This is a genomic window from Bradyrhizobium betae (assembly GCF_050632175.1).
Lineage (GTDB): Bacteria > Pseudomonadota > Alphaproteobacteria > Rhizobiales > Xanthobacteraceae > Bradyrhizobium > Bradyrhizobium betae_B.
In genome coordinates this window covers 2,934,692-2,953,021 of record NZ_CP192576.1, presented here as the reverse complement: position 1 = coordinate 2,953,021, position 18,330 = coordinate 2,934,692, and the positions used below count along the sequence as shown (strand labels likewise).

Here is an 18,330-nt window from a genome sequence, read left to right as displayed (position 1 = left end):
TCCACCATCCGGAAGGGCCCAGCGACGAAGCAATCCGGTCACCAGCCCGGCCGGATTGCTTCGCTTCGCGTTTTCTGGCGTTGGCGATCCGTCATCGCACAAAATGTCGAAAACAACCCCATGCACAGTAGAACGGCTTGCCGCCGAGGTACCCCGGCGACGGCGCGCAGACATCTGACTTGTCAGATGAAAAGGCTGTTTGCGGGCAACGTTGCTCCATCCACCCGTCATTGCGGTGGGACCGTCGTCTGACAGCTCGACAGCTCACAACCTCCCGGCTGCGATCTCTCTCACTTCTGACATTTCGCACACCAGAACGTCGATCGACCGTTCTGCGTGAATCGCTTCACCGTGCCGCCGCAGCCGGGGGTCCTGCAAGGCTCGCCTTCGCGATCGTAGACCTTGAACGAGTGCTGGAAATAGCCGAGCTCGCCGGAGGTCTGGCGATGGTCGCGCAATGACGATCCGCCGGCCTTGATGGCGTCGTTCAGCACGGTGTGGATCGCGCCGACCAGTCGCTTGGCGTGATCGGTCGGCTCGCCCTTTTGGTCGACAGCGTCGCCGCGATCCGGCGCGGCGACAGATGCGAACGGTGCAGGGCTTCGCAGACATAGATGTTGCCGAGCCCCGCGACCACGCGCTGGTCGAGCAGCGCGGCCTTCAGGCTCGTGGTCTTGCCCGCGCAGGACCGCGCCAGCATGGCCGCATCGAACGCGTTGCCGAGCGGCTCGGGGCCGAGGTCACGCAGCAGCGGCTCGTCTTCAAGCGCGTCGCGCGCGATCACTTTCATGTAACCGAAGCGGCGCGGATCGTTGAAGATGATGTCGGCGCCGGAAGACATCCGGAACAGCACGTGGTCGTGCGTGGAGTCCTTCTCCCTGGGGTAGTGAAACTCACCCGGCGATGCGTCGTTGTCGGGCTTGATGACGCGGAACGAGCCCGACATGCCCAGATGCATCAGAAGCACGTCGCCGGAGGCGAGATCGGCCATGAGATATTTTGCACGGCGTCCGAGCCCCGTGACGACCTGTCCCTGGAGCCGGGCGACGAAATCCGGCTGGAACGGAAAGCGCAGATCGGGCCTGCGGGCCTCCGCGACGAGGATTTTCGCACCCTCCATGACCGGCTGAAGGCCGCGGCGGACGGTCTCGACTTCGGGCAATTCAGGCATGGTCAGGCATTCACCTTATGAGGGCGGTGTGATAGCGCCATTGCGGCGGGCGCGCTATGGTTCGCCCAGTGGAGTAGAGTAATGGATCGGCCGGGCGAAACCACGCATTTTGGCTTCAGGGACGTTCCCCTGGGGGACAAGCAGACGCTGGTGAACGATGTGTTTCACAGCGTGGCGTCGCGCTATGATTTGATGAACGATTTGATGTCCGGCGGACTGCACCGGGTCTGGAAAGACATCATGATCAACGCGCTCAACCCGCCGAGGAGCGACCGGCCGTTCGCGTTGCTCGACGTTGCCGGCGGCACCGGCGACATCTCGTTCCGGGCCGCCAAGGCGGCAGGCCCCGGCTTTCATGCCACCGTCTGCGACATCAATTCCGGGATGCTCGAGGTCGGCCGCGAGCGCGCCGCGAAACGCCATCTCGAGACCCAGGTCGATTTCGTCGAAGGTAATGCCGAGGCGCTCGCTTTCGCCGACCGCAGCTTCGACGCATATACGATCGCTTTCGGCATTCGCAACGTGCCGCGGATCGATCTCGCGCTGGCGGAGGCCTATCGCGTGCTGAAGCCCGGCAGCCGCTTCCTTTGCTTGGAATTCTCCACCGTCGAGATGCCCGGCCTCGATCGTCTCTACGACCTGTTCTCGTTCAAGGTGATTCCGCCGCTCGGCCGCATGGTCACGGGCGACGCCGAGTCCTACCAGTATCTGGTCGAATCGATCCGCAAGTTTCCAAAGCCCAACGCCTTCGCCGACATGATCCGCGACGCCGGCTTTTCCCGCGTCGGCTTTCAGACCCTGTCGGGCGGCATCGTCGCGCTGCATTCGGGCTGGCGTTTGTGATTTCTGCCATCACCCACATTTCGCGCCTGATCCGCGCCGCGTTCGTGTTTGCGCGCGAAGGCGTGTTCGGCTCGGTCGATCCGAGCCTGGTGCCGCCGCCAGGACAGCTCGCGCTGAAGCTTGCGCGCATCGTCGAGCGGCGCGGCCCGAAAGACGGGCCACGGATGTCGCGCGCGCTGACGCGGATGGGCCCGGCCTATCTCAAGCTCGGGCAGTTTCTGGCGACGCGCCCCGACGTCGTCGGCGTCATCATGGCGCGCGACCTGGAAAGCCTGCAGGATCGCTTGCCGCCGTTTTCGCAAGCAGAAGCGGAAGCCGCGATCGCGACCTCGCTGGAGCGTCCGCTGACGGATGTATTCGCGAGCCTCGGTCCGCCGGTCGCGGCCGCCTCGATCGCGCAGGTGCATCGCGGCGAAGTGCTGCGCGACGGCGTCCGCAAAGCGGTCGCCGTGAAAGTCTTGCGGCCCAACGTGGCCGCGCGCTTCCGCCGCGACCTCTCCGATTTCTTCTTCGTCGCACACAAGGCCGAGGCTTACTCGTCCGAGGCGCGGCGGCTGCGCCTGATCGAAGTCATCAACACCATGTCGCGCTCGGTCGCGATGGAGATGGACCTGCGGCTCGAAGCTGCCGCGCTGTCGGAGATGGCGGAGAACACGCAGGACGATCCTGATTTCCGCGTGCCTGCTGTCGACTGGGACCGCACCACACACAACGTGCTGACGATGGAGTGGATCGACGGTATCGCGCTGAACGATCACAAGCGCCTTGCGGAGTCGCAGGTCGATCTGCCTGATCTCGGCCGCAAGGTGATCCAGAGTTTCCTGCGCCACGCGCTGCGCGACGGCTTTTTCACGCCGACATGCATCCCGGAAACCTGTTCCTGGACGATGCCGGCCGCCTGGTCGCGGTCGATTTCGGCATCATGGGCCGGCTCGGGATGAAGGAGCGGCGCTTCCTCGCGGAGATCCTGCTCGGCTTCATCACCCGAGACTATCGCCGCGTCGCCGAGGTGCATTTCGAGGCGGGTTACGTGCCCGCGCATCATTCCGTCGAGAATTTCGCGCAAGCCATCCGCGCCATCGGCGAGCCCATTCACAACCGCACCGCCGAGGAGATCTCGATGGCGCGGCTGCTGACGCTGCTGCTCGAGGTCACCGGCCTGTTCGACATGACGACGCGGCCCGAGCTGATCCTGCTGCAGAAGACCATGGTCGTGGTCGAGGGGTCGCGCGAGGCTTCGATCCGAAACTCGACATCTGGAAGGTCGCCGATCCCGTGGTGCGCGAATGGATCGAGCGCAATCTCGGACCGATCGGCCGGGTGCAGGGGGCGATTTCCGGCGGCGGCGACCTCGCCCGCGTGCTGATGCGACTGCCCGACATCGCGCAACGCTCGGTCGCGGTGCTCGAGCAGCTCGAAGCCATGACCCGGGACGGCATCCGGCTATCGCCCGAGAGCATCGCCGCGATGGGCCGCAGCGAGGGCCGCAAGAACCGCTGGCGCACCGTCGCGCTCTGGATCATCGCCGCGACCTTCATCGGCATCCTGATCGCGGTCCGGAATCTTTGATTGCACTGCAATCAAGCGATTGCTAGCATCGCTATCATTTGTGCTGGAGGGGCGTCATGGCAAGCCTGACCATCCGCAAGCTCGACGAGGGCGTCAAAACCTATCTGCGCCTGCGCTCGGCCAGGAACCGCAGGTCGGTCGAGGAGGAGGTAAGGGTCATCCTCGGGGAGCTGATCGAGGGTCGCGAGGAGCCGCTGACACCGTTCGCGGCCCCTCCCGCGGCATCCACCGCCCCAACGCCCCAGCGCACCGGCGCCGCTCCGGAGGCCAGTGTCACCCTCATCATCGGCGGCGGGATCGCGGCCTATAAGTCGCTGGACCTGATCCGTCGGCTCAAGGAGCGCCGCATTGAGGTCCGCTGCGTGCTGACCAAGGCGGCGCAGCAATTCGTCACGCCGCTCGCGGTGAGCGCGCTCTCGCATGAGCGCGTCTATACCGATCTGTTCGACCCCCAGAGCGAGTTCGACGCCGGCCATATCAGGCTGGCGCGCGAGTGCGACATGATCGTGGTGGCGCCGGCGACGGCCGACCTGATGGCGAAGATGGCCAATGGCCATGCCGACGATCTCGCCAGCGCCATCCTGCTCGCGACCAACCGAAAAATCCTGCTGGCGCCGGCGATGAATCCGCTGATGTGGAACAACGCGGCGACGCGCCGCAACGTCGCGCAGCTTCAGCGCGACGGCGTGGCGCTGGTCGGGCCGAATTCCGGCGAGATGGCCGAAGTGGGCGAGGCCGGAACCGGCCGCATGTCCGAGGCGATCGAGATCGCCGCCGCCGCCGAGCGCCTGCTGCGGCCACCGGTGCCGCGTCCGCTCGCAGGCAAGCGCGTGCTGATCACCGCGGGGCCGACACATGAGCCGATCGATCCGGTGCGCTACATCGCCAACCGGTCTTCGGGCAAGCAGGGCTTTGCCATTGCTGCCGCCGCGCAAGCTGCGGGCGCCGAGGTTATCCTGGTGAGCGGCCCGGTCGATCTCGACGATCCCGCCGGCGTCACGGTGAAGCATGTGGAGTCCGCGCGGCAGATGCTGGAGCAGGTGCAGGCTTCGCTTCCCGCCGACATCGCGATCTTCGCAGCCGCGGTCGCCGACTGGCGCGTCGCGAGCGAGGGCGAGCAGAAGCTGAAGAAGAGTTCGGCCGGCATGCCGCCGCTTCAACTGGTCGAGAACCCCGACATCCTCGCCACGGTCTCGAAGCTGACGGACCAGCGCCCGCCGCTGGTGATCGGCTTTGCCGCCGAGACCGAACATCTCATCGACAACGCCAAATCGAAGCTCGCCCGCAAGGGTTGCGACTGGATCGTCGCCAACGACGTCTCGCCCGCAACCGGCGTGATGGGCGGCGACCGCAATACCGTGCATCTGATCAGTCGCAAGAATGGCGAGAAGGACGGCGAGATTGCAGTTGATTCCTGGCCGGTGATGACCAAGGAACAGGTCGCCATCGAACTGGTCGCGCATATCGCAAGAAGCGTGACCGACAAATCCTTGACCGACAAAGCCCCGGAGCCGGCATCTTGAGCACGACAGCCACGGTCGAACTGCAGCAACTCGCCCACGCCGCGGGTCTGCCGCTGCCGGCTTATCAGACCGCCGAGGCCGCCGGCCTCGACCTGATGGCGGCGGTGCCGGAGAACGAACCGATGACGCTCGCGCCCGGTCAATCCGCGCTGGTGCCGACGGGGCTCGCGATCGCGCTGCCGCCCGGACACGAGGCTCAGGTGCGGCCGCGCTCCGGTCTTGCCGCCAAGCACGGCGTCACCGTGCTGAATTCGCCGGGCACGATCGACGCGGACTATCGCGGCGAGATCAAGGTGATCCTGATCAACCACGGCGCGGCTCCCTTCGTGATCAAGCGCGGCGAGCGCGTCGCGCAGATGGTGATCGCGCCCGTGGTGCAGGCCGCGCTGGTTCCCGTGGCGACCTTGTCCGCCACCGACCGCGGCTCCGGCGGCTTCGGCTCGACCGGGCGGTGAGTCGTTTCACCTCTCCCGCGTGCGGGGAGGGAGCGCACCGGCATCGCGGCAGGCGTCTGCGTAACCGCGAACACACGACAATTCAGCCGAATCATTCCGAAGAACCACTTGGGCTGGAACCGCACACCCCGCATTTTTTTGGGGCCGCCTTTGCGTTCACGATCTGGACTCTTACCGCTGGAGTCACGGTGAGGGTATTGTCGTTTGATTCGCGCGCGACGGGGGTCGCCGCGCGTCAATTCGTGCGGTCTTGGGGCAACTATGTCAGGCGTGATCGTGTCGATGCGTCGGACGCTGCTGTCGTGCACATCGCTGGTGCGCAACGGCATGATCGGAAGCGCGCTCGCAGTACTGCTGCCGGCTGCGCCAGCCGAGGCCGCCGACCTCGTCGACACACTCTCGGTATTGCTGGACTTCAACCGGCAGGAACTCGCGGTGCTGACCACCGCGCTGGCCCTGCTCGGCTTCTCGGTCGTGGCGGCCATCCTGCTGATGCGTACGCGCGTGCGCACGGTGAAGAACGAGGCGCGGTTGCGCGCGCGGATCGGGGAACTGCAGCTGCAGGCCGACCGCTTCGGCGCGCTGCTGTTCGCCGAGCCGCAGGTCCTGATCTCCTGGCCGGCCGGCGACGACCGCGCGCAGATTTCCGGCGACATCTCCATGGTGCTGCCGCGCGACTCCTCGCCGCAGCGCGTGCTCGCATTCGGCACCTGGCTGCCGCCGGAACCGGCGCTCCAGATGGACCATGCGGTCGATGCGCTGCGTGACCGCGGCGACGGATTCCAGATCACGCTGACGACAGCGCATGGGCACACGCTGGAGGCCATCGGCCGCGCCATCGGCGGCCAAGCCATTGTCAGGATTCGCGAACTTTCGGGCCTGCGCCGCGAACTGGCCGAAACCAATCTGCGCTACAAGGCGCTCTCCGACGAGACCGAGATGCTGCGCGGCTTCGCCGCCGCCGCGCCATGGCCGATCTGGGCCAAGGCGGAGAACGGCGCGCTCACTTTCGCCAATCCGGCCTATGTGCGCGCGACCGAGGCGACCAGCGTCGGCGACGCCCAGGAGCGCAAGCTCGAGTTGCTCGACAGTGCGGACCGCACCGCCATGGACCGCGGCCTGAAGGAGGCCGCGAGCTTCACCTCGCGATTGCCGATCGTGATCGGCGGCGAGCGGCGCATCTACGACGTCCGCGCGGTCAATGTCCGCAGCGGCAGTGTCGGCGTCGCGATCGACGCCAGCGAGGCGGATGCGCTGAGCTCGGCCCTGGTGCGGATGGCGGAGGCGCATCGCCGCACGCTCGACCAGCTCTCCTCGGGTGTCGCCGTGTTCGACGGCCAGCGCCGGCTCGCCTTCTACAACGATTCCTACCGGCGGCTCTGGGACCTCGACCGCACCTTCCTCGACGCCAATCCTGACGATTCCAGCGTGCTCGACCAGCTCCGCGCCGCACGAAAACTGCCGGAGCAGCCGGACTTCCGCGCCTGGAAGGCGAAATTGCACGAGGCCTATCGTGCCGTGGAGGCCGCCAAGGACACCTGGTACCTGCCCGACGGCCGCGCGCTCTCCGTCGTCACCACGCCGAATCCGGAAGGCGGCGTCACCTATCTGTTCGACGACGTCACCGAGAGCCTCGAACTCGCCCGCCGCTTCGACGGCATGATCCGTGTCCAGCGCGAGACGCTGGACAGCCTCGCCGAGGGCGTCGCGGTGTTCGGCAGCAACGGCAAGGCCCAGCTGTTCAACCCGGCCTTCGTCCGGATGTGGAAGCTGTCCGCCGACGCCATGCGGGACGAGCCGCATATCCAGACCGTCGAAGGCTGGTGCCACCAGCTGTTCGACGACCCCGCGGTCTGGCGCCAGATCCGAGAGGCCGTCACCTCGATCGAGAGCCGCGCCGACATTCCCCTGAAACTGGAGCGCAAGGACGGCAGCGTGCTCGACGGCATGATCCGCCCGCTGCATGACGGCGCGACCATGCTGACGTTCCAGGACATCACCGACACCGAGAACGTCGAGCGCGCGCTGCGTGAGCGCAACGAGGCGCTGGAAGCCGCCGACCAGATGAAGGTGGATTTCGTCCACCATGTCTCCTACGAGCTGCGCTCGCCGCTCACCACCATCATCGGCTTCGCGCACTTCCTCAGCGATCCCTCCACCGGGCCGCTGACGCCGAAACAGGCCGAATATCTCGATTACGTCACCAAATCGACCAACGCGCTGCTGGCGCTGACCAACAACATCCTGGATCTCGCCACCATCGACGCCGGCGCCATGAAGCTGGAACTCGGGCCGGTCGACGTCAGCAAGACCATCGAGCTGGCCGCCGAAGGCATCCAGGACCGGCTCGCCACCGACCGCATCCGTCTCAAGGTCGAGATCGCGCCCGATATCGGCAGCTTCATCGGCGACGAGAAGCGCGTGGTGCAGGTGCTCTATAACCTCCTCGCCAACGCCGTCGGGTTTTCTCCACAGGATTCCACGGTCGGCATCAGCGCGCGCCGCACCGAGGGCAGCGTGGTCTTCACCGTGACAGATTCCGGGCCTGGAATACCTGCCGACATGAAGGACAAGGTGTTCAACTGGTTCGAGAGCCGCTCGCAGGGGTCGCGTCACCGCGGCGCCGGGCTCGGCCTGTCGCTGGTGCGTTCCTTCGTCGAGCTGCATGGCGGCAAGGTGCGGGTGGATTCGATCGTCGGCCGGGGCACGGTCGTGATCTGCGACTTCCCGACCGACCAGGCGGCGCATCGCGACGCCGCCGAATGACTGCGTCCACCACATTCTCCGTCGCGCTTCCCAACGAGACGGCGACTGCGCAACTGATGGCAGACCTCGCGCTGCTGGTCGGCCCCGGCGATGTCATCACCCTCACCGGCGATCTCGGCGCCGGCAAGACTGCGGCCGCCCGCAGCCTGATCCGCTACCTCGCCGGCGACGAGGAACTGGAAGTGCCGAGCCCGACCTTCACTCTGGTGCAGGGCTACGAGCTGCCGCCATTTCCGGTGATACACGCCGACCTCTATCGCATCGAGAACGAGAGCGAGCTCGAGGAGATCGGGCTGTCGCCGCTCCCCGATGCCACGCTGGTGCTGATCGAATGGCCGGAGCGCGCGCCGTCGGCGATGCCGGGGGATCGCATCGACATCGCGCTGACGCACCGCACCGCGCTGGGCTCGAACGCACGCGCTGCCGAGATCACCGGTCACGGCAAGAGCGCTGCCGTCGTTGCGCGGCTGAAGGCGCTTCGGGAATTCCTGGACGCATCGGGGTACATGGATGCAGCGCGCAAGCGCATGGCCGGCGACGCTTCAACGCGCTCTTATGCGCGACTGCTGCGCGACGACGGCGTCGTCATCCTCATGAACTTTCCGCAACGCCCGGACGGCGCCGCACTCTACAACGGAAAATCCTACAGCGCCGCGGTGCATCTCGCCGAGAACATCTCACCGTTCGTCGCGATCGACGAGGGCCTGCGCGCGCAGGGACTCTCGGCGCCCAAGATCCATCATTTCGATCTCGACCAGGGCTTTCTGATCAGCGAGGATTTTGGCAGCGAAGGTGTGATCGAAGGCGGTCCGCCGCGTCCGATTGTAGAACGCTATGAAGCCGCGACAGATGTGCTCGCTTTGCTGCACGGCAGGACTCTGCCGGAGAAGCTGCCGCTGAACGGGCAGGCCTACGACATTCCCGTCTTCGACATCGAAGCACTCTTGATCGAGATCGGGTTGATGCCGGAATGGTATCTGCCCGATCGCAACGCGCCGCTGAGCGACGAGAAGCGCGCGGAGTTCTTCGCGATGTGGCGCGAACTCCTGAAGAAACCGCTGGCCGCACCGAAGACCTGGATCATCCGCGACTATCACTCGCCAAATCTGATCTGGCTTGCAGATCGTACCGGCATCGAACGCGTCGGCGTGATCGACTTCCAGGACACTGTGCTCGGGCCGAAATCCTACGACGTCGTCTCGCTGCTCCAGGACGCGCGGATCGACGTGCCCGAAAACATCGAGCTGACGCTGCTGTCGCGCTACATCAAGGCGCGGCGCGCGGATGATGCGAGCTTCGATCCGGCCGGCTTCGCCGAGCTCTACGCCATCATGTCGGCGCAGCGGAACACCCGCCTGCTCGGCACCTTCGCCCGGCTCAACCGCCGCGACGGTAAGCCGCATTATTTGCGCCACCAGCCGCGGATCTGGACCTACCTCCAGCGCTCGCTGGCGCATCCTGCGCTCGCCCATCTGCGCGACTGGTATCTCGCCAACGTCCCGCCGCCCCGGTCCGGAACCTGATTTACCGGCTGTTAGCCATCCCATCGGTATCATCGCCCGAACGCAGCCGGATAAATACGGGGCTGGAGCAAGGCAGATGGCGGTCAAGACGGACCAGCGCGGAACCGGCAGGGTTGTTTTCGAACGCGGGATTCCGGCCCAGATGATGGGGATCGACGGCACCTGGCGGCGCGACTGCACCGTGGAGGACGTCTCCGAGACCGGCGCCAAGCTGACGATCGACGGCTCCGTCGAAGGCCTGCATCTGAAGGAATTCTTTCTCCTGCTGTCGTCCACGGGGCTCGCGTATCGTCGCTGCGAACTGGCCTGGGTCAATGGCGACCAGATCGGCGTCAATTTTCTGAAGGTCGGCGACAAGAAGAAAAAGGCGCGCTCCACAGCGGTCGGCGCGTGACGGCAACCGGCGTCGTACAACCGTCACGGCGGGTGGTTAAGGCGGTTAAGACGCAGTGCGGCCAATTGCGGTCCGTGCTAAAAATTGCTGCGAACGCGAAATCCAGGAGTTAGAGTCGAGGAGTTCGAGTTCAAGAGTTCGAGTCCAGGCGTCCTGAGTCCAAGCGTCCTGAGTCCACGACGCCCAAGAAAGACGAATCCGAGAAGGCAAACGATGTCCGTCAAACCGACCAAAGCCATGGTGCTCGCCGCGGGGTTCGGCCTGCGTATGCGTCCATTGACGGAGAAGATGCCGAAGCCGCTGGTGCCCGTGGCCGGCCAGCCGCTGCTCGACCATGTGCTCGACAAGCTCGGCGAAGCCGGCGTGACCGAGGCCGTCGTCAACGTGCACTATTTGCCGGACCAGATCATCAATCACGTCGCATCCCGCCAGCATCCGCGCGTCACCATCTCCGACGAGCGCGACCAGGTGCTCGGCACCGGCGGCGGCGTGGTCAAGGCATTGCCGCTGCTCGGCGACGCGCCGTTCTTCCACGTCAATTCCGACACGCTGTGGATCGACGGCGTGCGTTCCAATCTGGCGCGGCTTGCGGAAAACTTCGACCCCGCGCGGATGGACATCCTGCTCCTGATGGCGCCGACCGCGACCAGCATCGGCTACAGCGGCCGCGGCGATTACGGCATGCTGCCCGACGGCGCCTTGCGCAAGCGCAAGGAAAAAGAGGTCGTTCCGTTCGTCTATGCCGGCGCGGCGATCCTGTCGCCTTCGATCTTCGAAGGTGCGCCGCAGGGCGAATTCTCGCTGACGAAGATGTTCGACCGCGCGAACGAGCAGGACCGGCTGTTCGGCCTGCGCCTCGACGGCGTCTGGATGCATGTCGGCACGCCCGACGCGGTGCATGCGGCGGAAGAGGCGTTTCTGGAGAGCGTGGCTTAGGGGCTGTGAGGCCGCGAACAGCGGGGACTATCTCCCCTCCACCCATATCCATTTGAGTCCGCCTCCCTATATTGGCGCCTGATCCCTCGAATCAGGCAGCCATGCGCGTTTTCAGCGTTCCCCTCTCGGTTCCGTTCCTGCGCACCGTCGTCACGGCCCTGCTCGACGGCCGGCTGGTCGACGGCTTCGAGGCGCGCAAGGAGCCGGCGCGGCTGGCCGATGCCACGCTGTACCTGCCGACGCGGCGCGCCATGCGGGTCGTCCGCGAGATCTTCCTCGACGAGATGAAGGCCGATGCCGTGGTGCTGCCGCGCATCGTCGCGCTCGGCGACATCGACGAGGACGAGCTCGCTTTCGCCGACGAGGGCGAGCAGTTTTCGGGCGCAACCCCGCTCGACATTCCCCCGCGACTCGGCGAGCTCGACCGGCGGCTGACGCTGGCGCAACTCGTCGCTGCCTGGGCCAGGGGTCCCGTGCTGTCGCCCCTGGTGGTCGGCGGCCCGGCCTCGACGCTGGCGCTAGCCGGCGACCTCGCACGGCTGATCGACGACATGGTCACGCGCGGCGTCGACTGGAGCGCGCTCGACGGCCTCGTGCCTGATATGCTCGATCGCTACTGGCAGCATTCGCTCGAATTTCTGCGCATCGCGCGCATCGCCTGGCCCGGCCACCTCGCCGAGATCAACCGGATCGAGCCTGCGGCGCGGCGCGATCTCCTGATCGCGGCGGAGGCCAGCCGGCTGACCACGCATCCCCACGGTCCCGTGATCGCGGCCGGGTCGACCGGCTCGATGCCGGCCACCGCAAAATTCCTGCATGCGGTCGCTTCGCTGCCGCACGGTGCCGTGGTGCTGCCGGGCCTTGACACCGATCTCGACGACGACGCCTGGCGGACCATCGGCGGCGTACGAGACTCCCTCGGAAAATTCGTGGAGCATCCGGCCTCGAACCATCCGCAATATGCCTTGCACGCACTGCTGGATCGCTTTGGCATCAAGCGCGGCGACGTCGAGATCCTCCAGCCGCCCGCGGACGGCGGCCGCGATCTGCTGGCGTCGGAATCGATGCGGCCGTCCGCGAGGACGGAAGTCTGGTACGACCGGCTCAAGCAGCCTGATGTCGCCGCCAGGATCGCCGGCGGCATGGCAAACCTTGCCGTGGTGGAAGCCCCCAATCCTGAAATGGAAGCACTCGCGATCGCCATTGCGATGCGCGAAGCGCGGCATCTGGACAAATCAGCGGCGCTGGTGACGCCGGACCGCGCACTGGCGCGGCGGGTGATGGCTGCGCTGACCCGATGGGATCTCGCATTCGACGATTCCGGCGGCGACGTGCTGATGGAGACCTCCGCCGGAGTCTTCGCGCGCCTTGCGGCGGAGGCTGCGACCAAGGGCCTGGAGCCGCCGACGCTGCTGGCGTTGCTGAAGCATCCGCTATGCCGGCTCGGCCGCGCGCCCGGCGCGTGGAAGAGCGCGGTCGAAGGGCTGGAGCTAGCGCTCCTGCGCGGGACGCGGCCACCTGCCGGCACGGCCGGCCTGCTGCGGGAGTTCAACCGCTTCCGCGAGGAGCTTGCGAAGCTGGAGCGCAAGGAGGTTTCCGCACTTCATCACGCCGAGCCGCGCGCGCGTCTCAAGGCGCCCGATATCGAGCGCATCCAGGCGCTAATCGACATCCTGCAAAAGGTGCTGGCGCCGATCGAAAGCCTGGCAGCATCAAAACCGCATGACTTCGCCGAGCTCGCGCATCGCCATCGCGAGATCCTGATCGGGCTGTCGCGCGACGAGCAGGGGATTCCGCTCGCCTTCGAGGAGCGCGAAGGACTCGCGCTCGCCAGCGCCTTCGACGATCTCCTGCGCGGCGGCACGACCAGCGGCCTGATGGTGCAGCTGGCCGACTATGCCGACGTCTTTCAAACGGCGTTTGCCGACCGCGCGGTGCGGCGGCGCGACAAGCCGGGTGCGCGGCTGCAGATCTACGGCCCGCTGGAATCGCGCTTGATGCAGGCCGATCGCATCATCGTCGGCGGCCTGATCGAAGGCGTCTGGCCGCCGGCGCCACGCATCGATCCCTGGCTCAGCCGTCCGATGCGGCACGAGCTCGGCCTCGATCTGCCGGAGCGCCGGATCGGCCTCTCCGCGCACGACTTCGCGCAGCTGCTCGGCGGCGGCGAAGTCATTCTCACCCACTCCGCCAAGGCCGGCGGCGCGCCCGCGGTGGCCTCGCGCTTCCTGCATCGGCTTGAGGCCGTCGCAGGTGATGAGCACTGGAAAGCGGCGATTCGTGCCGGCGAAACATACGTGACCTTCGCCGAAGTGCTCGACCAGCCCGACGAGGTCAAGCCGGTCAAGCAGCCTGAGCCGCGGCCACCACGCGCGACACGGCCGATGAGAATGTCGGTTACCGAAATAGAAGACTGGTTGCGTGACCCCTACACGATCTACGCCAAACGCATCCTGAAGCTCGCCGCGCTCGATCCCGTCGACATGCCGCTGTCGGCCGCCGACCGCGGCTCGGCGATCCACGATTCGCTCGGCGAGTTCACGGAAAAATATGCGACGCGTTTGCCCGACGATCCCGCCCGTGTGCTGCGCGCGATCGGCGAGAAGCATTTTGCGCCGCTGATGGAGCGGCCCGAGGCGCGCGCGCTATGGTGGCCCCGCTTCCAGCGCATCGCGCGCTGGTTCGGCGAATGGGAGACGGTGCGGCGCGAGGCGATCGAGGCGATCACGGCGGAGACCCGCGGCGAGATCTCGATCCTGCTCGATCCCGACCGCAGCTTCACCCTGTCCGCCCGCGCCGACCGCATCGAGCGGCGCCAGGGCGGCGGCTACGCCATCCTCGACTACAAGACCGGACAGCCGCCGACCGGCAAGCAGGTCCGCATGGGCCTGTCACCGCAGCTCACGCTGGAGGCCGCGATCCTGCGCGAGGGCGGGTTTCCCGATATCGATGCCGGCTCCTCGGTGAGTCAGCTCGTCTATGTCCGTCTGAGCGGCAACAATCCGCCGGGCGAAGAACGCATCTTGGAGCTGAAGTTCAAGCAAAGCGACGAGCCGCAGCCACCAGACACGGCGGCCGCGGAGGCGCGCGCCAAGCTCGAGGCGCTGATCCGCGCCTTCGACGACGAGAACCAGGCCTACACCTCGCTGAACCTGCCGATGTGGACCAACCGCTACGGCACCTATGACGATCTTGCCCGGATCAAAGAATGGTCCGCGGCCGGCGGCCTGGGGATCGAGGAATGGTGAAGGCGCCCCGTCCCATCCCGGATGAAGTGCGCGCGCGGCAGGCGCGCGCGTCCGATCCGACCGCGTCGGCCTTCGTGTCGGCCAATGCCGGCTCGGGCAAGACGCATGTGCTGGTGCAGCGCGTGATCCGCCTGCTGCTGTCGGGCGTGCCGCCGGAAAAGATCCTCTGCATCACCTTCACCAAAGCTGCCGCGGCCAACATGGCCGAACGTGTGTTCACCACGCTTGGCCATTGGGTGACGCTGAACGACGATGCGCTCACCAGGGCCATCGTTGCGGTCGGGATCCCGTTTCCCACCGCAAAGCTGCGGCGCGAAGCACGAAAGCTGTTCGCCTGCGCGCTGGAGACGCCGGGCGGACTGAAGGTGCAGACCATCCACGCGCTGTGCACCCGCCTGCTCCAGCAATTCCCGTTCGAGGCCAACGTTCCCGCGCGCTTCGCGGTGATCGACGAGCGCGACCAGACCGACATGATGGAGCGCGCCAATCTGAAGGTGCTGCTGGAGGCCGCGCGCGATGCGGAGAGCGTCACCGGCCGCGCGCTGCTGACCGCGATGGCGAGCGCCGCCGACGTCACCTTCAAGGAGGTCGTGCGCGAGGCCTGTCTGAGCCGTGACCATTTCATGGCCTGGACCGACGAGGCCGGCAATGCGGAAGCAGCGGCCGCGCAGATGGCCGCCGCGCTGGGCGTCGATGCCGGCGACCGCATCGAAGACGTCGAGACGGAGATTCTCGACGGCCCGTTCCTGCCGCGATCGCGCTGGGACGACATCGCGTTCGCGCTGGAGGACGGCAGCAAGTCCGACAACGACCAGGCCAGCCGGCTCCGCGAGGCCAAGGTGTTTTCGGGCGCGGCGCAGGTCGATGCCTATCTCGGCGTCTTCCTCACCGACGACAAGGCGCCGCGCAAGGCGGTGCTGACCAAGAAGTTTGGCGAGCAGAGCCCATCCGTCGCGCGTCTGTTCGAGAACGAGGCACAGCGCCTCAGTGGCTTGATCGAGAAGCGCCGTGCGGTGACCATGCGCGACCGCACTGCCGCCCTACTGCATATCGCAACCGCCGCTGCCGCAAACTACCGTCGCGAGAAGCAGGAACGCGGCCTGCTCGACTATGATGACCTCATCGACAAGACGCTGGCGATGCTGGACCGCGTCGCTTCGGGCTGGGTCCACTACAAGCTCGACCGAGGCGTCGATCACGTCTTGATCGACGAGGCCCAGGACACCAGCCCGCGGCAATGGGACATCGTCGCGCACATCATCTCCGAGTTCACGGCCGGCGCAGGCGCGCGCGAGGGGCTGAACCGCACCGTCTTCGCAGTCGGCGACGAGAAGCAGTCGATCTTCTCGTTCCAGGGCGCGGCTCCGCGCGAGTTCGATGCGCGGCGGCGCGAGCTGCACCGCAAATTCACCGCGGCCGGACTGAAATTCGATCCCGTCGCCTTTACCTATTCGTTCCGCTCGGGCGCGGCGATCCTGCACTCGGTCGACCACGTCTTCCGCGAGCCCGCGATCTACAAGAGCATCCATTCAGTCGAGATCGGCCATCCCCTGCATAACGCACTCGCCGATGCAGGCCCGAGCGTGATCGAGCTGTGGGACCTGGCAGAAGCGGACGAGAGGCAGGACATCGAGGGCTGGCGCGCGCCGTTCGATGGCGTCGCCGTCACCAGTCCCGAGGTCAAGCTCGCGCGCCGCATCCAGGCCGAGATCAAGCGGCTGGTCGAGAGCGGCACGCTGACCGGGCACGAAGGCGAGCGGCGTCCGCTGCGCTATGGCGACGTGCTGATCCTGGTGCGCCGGCGCGGCAATGCGTTCGATGCGGTGATCCAGGCGCTGAAGCACGCGGGCGTCCCGGTCGCCGGCGCCGACCGGCTCAAGCTGACCGAGCACATCGGCATCATCGATCTGATGAACCTCGCGGACGCGCTGCTGCTGCCGCAGGACGATCTCGCGCTTGCGGTGGCGCTGAAGAGCCCGTTGTTCGGGCTCGATGACGACGATCTGTTTCAGCTCGCCCATGATCGCAAGGGATCGCTGCGCCGCGCGCTGGGCGAGCATGCGGTTGGAAGCGAGAAGTTCACGACCGCGCTGCGGCGCCTCGAAGCCTGCGAGGCGCGCGCGCGCGATGAGACGCCATTCGCCTTCTATGGCTGGCTGCTCGGCGGCGACGGCGGACGCGCGCGCATGCTGCGACGGCTCGGCCATGAGGCCAACGACGCGCTCGACGAGTTCCTGGAGCTCGCGCTGAACTACGAGCGCAAAGCGCCCGCCTCGCTGCAGGGCTTCATGGCCTGGCTGCGCTCGGCCGACACCGAGGTGAAGCGCGACATGGAGATCTCGCGCGACGAGGTGCGCGTGATGACGGTTCACGGCGCCAAGGGCCTCGAGGCGTCCGTCGTGTTCATGGTCGACACCACGTCATCGCCGGCGGACTCACAGCGGGTCCGGCTGATCCACGTGCCGCGCGGCAATGGCGGAAAGGTCGTGGTCTGGGCGGGGCGCAAGGCGGATGATCCGAAGCCCGTCGCAGACGCACGCAAGGCGATGATCGAGGAGACCGAGGACGAATATCGCCGCCTGCTCTATGTCGCGATGACGCGCGCGGCCGACCGGCTGATCGTCGGCGGCTGCCTGCCCGGCAACATGAAGACGGTGCGCAAGCTGAGCTGGTACGACCTGATCGACACCGGGCTCAAAGGCTCAGGCCTCGACAAGCAGACGATCGAGACGCCGCTCGGCAAGGTAACAAGGTTCGCCCGGCCCGAGGATGTCGTGGCGCTGGGCACGCCCGCCATATCGATGGATCAGGCGGTCACGTTGCCCGGCTGGCTGCGGACGCCGGCGCCGCGCGAGATGCTCGACGACGATCCGGTGCGTCCCTCCGGCCAGTCGGCCGACGAAGGCCGCAGCGTGCGATCAGGCGAATCGGTGCAGTCCCGCGCGCTGGCCCTGCAACGCGGCACGCTGGTGCACCGGCTGCTGCAATCCCTCCCCGACATCGCAGCCGAGCGCCGGCGCGAGGCCGCGCTCGGCTTCATGGCGCGCAACGCCTCGGACTGGCCGGAGGCCGACCGCACAGCGCTGGCCGACAAGGTGCTCGCCCTGATCGCCGAGCCGCGCTTCGCAGCCGTCTTTGCAGCGGGCAGCCGGGCGGAGGTCGCCATCGTCGGCCGGCTGGAGCGACCGGGCCGTGCCCCGGCGCTGGTGTCAGGGCAGATCGACCGGCTCGTCGTTCGTCCGGATGAGGTTTTGATCGTCGATTTCAAGACCAACCAGGCGGCGCCCAAAAGCGCAGCCGAGGCGCCAGCGGCCTATGTCCGGCAGCTCGCGCTGTACCGGGCGGTGCTTGCGCGGCTTTATCCCCAAAAGCCGATCAGGGCCGTCCTGCTCTGGACCGAGGCCCTTGAATATATGGAGATTTCAGCCCCCGCGCTGGACGCGGCGCTGGCATCCCTTCATGTCGGCGTGAGCGTCCTTGACCCGGCAAGGGGCCGTTCATAGGTTGACGGCATGATCCCGGGCGCGATTCCCATGCGCGCCGATTCTTTCAACCGAACGAGGTACTCCCATGGCCGTTGGCAAGGTTTCTGACACCGATTTCGAAGCCGAAGTGCTCAAGGCGGACGGTCCCGTGGTCGTCGATTTCTGGGCCGAGTGGTGCGGCCCCTGCCGCATGATCGCCCCCGCGCTCGACGAAATCGCCGGCGCGATGGGCGACAAGGTCAAGATCGTGAAGCTCAACGTCGACGAGAGCCCAAAGACAGCGTCCAAGTACGGCGTGATGTCGATCCCGACCCTGATGATCTTCAAGGGCGGCGAGATGGCCTCCCGCCAGGTCGGCGCTGCGCCGAAGGCGAAGCTGCAGCAGTGGATCACGTCGGCGGTCTGATCCGCGGCGCG

Annotated in this window: 10 protein-coding genes and 2 pseudogenes; 11 read left to right on the top strand and 1 reads right to left on the bottom strand. The window is 66.6% G+C overall.

The genetic code is table 11. From position 1 onward, the window contains the following. Positions 1-290: 290 nt before the first annotated feature. Positions 291-1,171 (bottom strand): annotated as a pseudogene (gene mutM / locus ACQ86E_RS14300) (bifunctional DNA-formamidopyrimidine glycosylase/DNA-(apurinic or apyrimidinic site) lyase). Between the two features lie 81 nt (positions 1,172-1,252). Here mutM and ubiE point away from each other — a divergent pair. From ubiE to trxA, 11 genes and pseudogenes are all read left to right on the top strand, one after another. After that, on the top strand, positions 1,253-2,014 hold the full coding sequence (gene ubiE / locus ACQ86E_RS14295; protein ID WP_431205909.1) for a bifunctional demethylmenaquinone methyltransferase/2-methoxy-6-polyprenyl-1,4-benzoquinol methylase UbiE: 762 nt from the start codon (positions 1,253-1,255) through the stop codon (positions 2,012-2,014). Beyond that, positions 2,011-3,583, top strand: a pseudogene (gene ubiB / locus ACQ86E_RS14290) (2-polyprenylphenol 6-hydroxylase). The gene ubiE and the pseudogene ubiB overlap by 4 nt, the downstream one beginning before the upstream one ends. A 56-nt stretch (positions 3,584-3,639) precedes the next feature. After that, the gene (coaBC, locus tag ACQ86E_RS14285) at positions 3,640-5,106 is read left to right on the top strand and encodes a bifunctional phosphopantothenoylcysteine decarboxylase/phosphopantothenate--cysteine ligase CoaBC (protein WP_431205908.1); all 1,467 of its coding nucleotides are present in this window, start codon (positions 3,640-3,642) and stop codon (positions 5,104-5,106) included. Then, on the top strand, positions 5,103-5,561 hold the full coding sequence (dut, locus tag ACQ86E_RS14280; RefSeq protein WP_431205907.1) for a dUTP diphosphatase: 459 nt from the start codon (positions 5,103-5,105) through the stop codon (positions 5,559-5,561). Before coaBC ends, dut begins: the two co-directional genes overlap by 4 nt. A 261-nt stretch (positions 5,562-5,822) precedes the next feature. Continuing rightward, complete coding sequence (locus ACQ86E_RS14275) at positions 5,823-8,327, top strand: ATP-binding protein (protein WP_431205906.1); 2,505 nt, start codon at positions 5,823-5,825, stop codon at positions 8,325-8,327. Beyond that, complete coding sequence (gene tsaE / locus ACQ86E_RS14270; RefSeq protein ID WP_431205905.1) at positions 8,324-9,850, top strand: tRNA (adenosine(37)-N6)-threonylcarbamoyltransferase complex ATPase subunit type 1 TsaE; 1,527 nt, start codon at positions 8,324-8,326, stop codon at positions 9,848-9,850. The genes ACQ86E_RS14275 and tsaE overlap by 4 nt, the downstream gene beginning before the upstream one ends. Before the next feature lie 76 nt (positions 9,851-9,926). Further along, positions 9,927-10,244, top strand: coding sequence for a PilZ domain-containing protein (locus tag ACQ86E_RS14265; protein WP_431205904.1), 318 nt, complete (start codon positions 9,927-9,929; stop codon positions 10,242-10,244). A 213-nt stretch (positions 10,245-10,457) separates the two neighbouring features. Continuing rightward, positions 10,458-11,180, top strand: coding sequence for a nucleotidyltransferase family protein (locus tag ACQ86E_RS14260; RefSeq protein ID WP_431205903.1), 723 nt, complete (start codon positions 10,458-10,460; stop codon positions 11,178-11,180). 101 nt (positions 11,181-11,281) lie between these two features. Then, a complete protein-coding gene (gene addB / locus ACQ86E_RS14255; protein WP_431205902.1) occupies positions 11,282-14,428 on the top strand; it encodes a double-strand break repair protein AddB in 3,147 nt (1,048 codons plus the stop codon). Next, positions 14,422-17,931: a double-strand break repair helicase AddA gene (gene addA, locus ACQ86E_RS14250; RefSeq protein WP_431205901.1), complete on the top strand. Its 3,510-nt coding sequence runs from the start codon at positions 14,422-14,424 to the stop codon at positions 17,929-17,931. Before addB ends, addA begins: the two co-directional genes overlap by 7 nt. 67 nt (positions 17,932-17,998) lie before the next feature. After that, the gene (gene trxA, locus ACQ86E_RS14245; RefSeq protein WP_092027458.1) at positions 17,999-18,319 is read left to right on the top strand and encodes a thioredoxin; all 321 of its coding nucleotides are present in this window, start codon (positions 17,999-18,001) and stop codon (positions 18,317-18,319) included. Positions 18,320-18,330 lie beyond the last annotated feature (11 nt).